Source organism: Gordonia sp. (in: high G+C Gram-positive bacteria), from assembly GCF_012515855.1.
Taxonomy (GTDB): Bacteria; Actinomycetota; Actinomycetes; order Mycobacteriales; family Mycobacteriaceae; genus Gordonia.
Genome location: NZ_JAAYXO010000262.1, coordinates 1 through 1,964 on the forward strand (window position 1 = coordinate 1; position 1,964 = coordinate 1,964).

The 1,964-nt window shown below is 62.6% G+C and carries 3 protein-coding genes; 2 read left to right on the top strand and 1 reads right to left on the bottom strand.

Annotated elements, in window-relative coordinates; genetic code table 11:
• The first annotated feature begins 32 nt into the window (after positions 1–32).
• Positions 33–782 (top strand): queuosine precursor transporter, encoded by a 750-nt coding sequence (locus GX543_RS17990; protein ID WP_290853923.1) that lies wholly within the window; start codon positions 33–35, stop codon positions 780–782.
• Between the two features lie 97 nt (positions 783–879).
• Positions 880–1,368 carry a transcription elongation factor GreA gene (gene greA / locus GX543_RS17995; RefSeq protein WP_290853921.1) on the top strand — a complete coding sequence of 163 codons (489 nt, stop codon included), beginning with the start codon at positions 880–882 and terminating at the stop codon, positions 1,366–1,368.
• An 85-nt stretch (positions 1,369–1,453) separates the two neighbouring features.
• On the opposite strand, the gene GX543_RS18000 is transcribed toward greA, so the two are convergent.
• Positions 1,454–1,964: helix-turn-helix transcriptional regulator (locus GX543_RS18000; protein WP_290853922.1), on the bottom strand; the 511-nt coding region annotated here is incomplete at its 5' end.

Genomic DNA, 1,964 nt, shown 5'->3' on the forward strand with positions numbered 1-1,964 from the left:
ATCGACGTCCCGCCGTACCTGAAGGCCAACGCGTGACACGGTCCGGCAAGGCGGTTTTCGCCAAGCTGACCAGCCCGTACTACCCCGCGCTCACCGCGCTGTTCGTCGGCGTGATGCTGATCAGCAATATCGCCGCCACCAAGGGCGTCGTCTTGTTCGACGACTGGCTCCAGTTCGATTTCGGTCCGCTGCATGTCAACGGTCTGGTCACTGACGGAGCCTTCTTCCTGTTTCCACTGAGCTACGTGATCGGCGACGTGATCAGCGAGGTCTACGGATTCCGCGCCATGCGTCGCACCATCGCGTCGGGCTTCGCGGTGATCCTTCTCGCATCGCTGTGCTTCTGGATCGCCATCGAACTGCCCGCCGCCGAGTTCTACGACGGCCAGGACGCCTTCTCGAGCGTCCTCGGGACCGTTCCGCAGATCGTCGCCGCGGGCCTGGCCGGCTACCTGGTCGGCGAGCTCCTCAACTCGTTCGTCCTGGTGAAGATGAAGGAGCGCGCAGGCGAGAAACGACTGTGGGCTCGCCTCATCGGCTCCACGGTCGTCGGCGAGTTCTTCGACACCCTGGTGTTCTGTTCGATTGCCGCCACCGCGATCGGAATCAGCACGTGGTCGGACTTCATCAACTACGTCATCATCGGATTCGTCTGGAAGACCCTGGTCGAGGTCGCCATCATGCCGTTGACCTATGCCGTGGTGCGACACCTGAAGCGCGCTGAACCCTCATACAGGGAAGCACTCGACGATGTAGCGCAGGTCACCCCGAAAGTGCCATAGACCACATCCGCTGGTACGCTAAGGGGTACACGGCTCCGCGAGGGGCCGTTTTGCTGCATTTTAAGCAGTCCACTTGCGGACAGCAAAGGAGACCACAATGACCGATGCAGGTGTGACTTGGTTGACCTCAGAGTCGTACGAGCGCTTGAAGGGTGAGCTCGATTCGCTCATTGCGAATCGGCCGGTCATTGCCGCCGAGATCAACGAGCGTCGCGAAGAAGGCGACCTCAAGGAGAACGGTGGCTACCACGCAGCGCGTGAGGAGCAGGGCCAGCAGGAAGCGCGTATTCGCCAGCTGCAGGATCTGCTGAACAAGGCCAAGGTCGGCGAGGCCCCGCAGCAGTCGGGCGTCGCCCTCCCCGGATCCGTCGTGACCGTGTACTACGACGGCGACGAGTCCGACACCGAGACCTTCTTGATCGCGACCCGCGAAGAGGGTTCGGGCGAGATCGAGATCTACTCGCCGAGCTCGCCGCTCGGCGCTGCGCTCATCGACGCCAAGGTCGGCGAGACGCGCACGTACACCGTGCCGAGCGGAGCGTCGCTCAGCGTCACGCTGGTCAGCGCGGAGCCGTACCACACGTAGTTCCATCCAAAAGGGGTCGGTTCGCTTCAGCGAACCGACCCTTTTTGGTTTGCCTCGTACGACGCCGCAGCGCCCCGCCAGGCGGCTACTGCTCCGCGGCGATCATGCTCACCAACTCCGACTCGACCTCCGACAGCGCCTCGTTACTCTCCTGCTCTGCCGCCCGGTCGGTGATCCGTACGTTCGCGCCCGGAATCAGATAGACCGGCGGCACCTCGAGCGCCCGCGCCAGCCGATAAATGGTCGACAACTGCGGATCCGAGATTCCCGACGAACCATTGCTCGCGGCACGTTCCAGATTCGACACCGCATTCCGGTGCAGGCCAGACCTCTCCGCGACCTGCTCCTGCGACAACCCCCGCGCCTTGCGCAACGTCACCAGCCGATGACCGAACGCGAACGCATAGGTCTCCCATTCGAGGGATCCACGGTCGGTCGTCGGCACAACAACCAATGTGTCGAGCGCACACCAGAATGTCCGCACACCACGGTGTGCAAGCGTCCTGAACTGCAGTTCTGCGACGAAAAATGTTGCTACAACGGCATCTTCGAGATCGTCGCCCGCGTGAACTCTAAAGCTCGGTCGCAGATTTCGG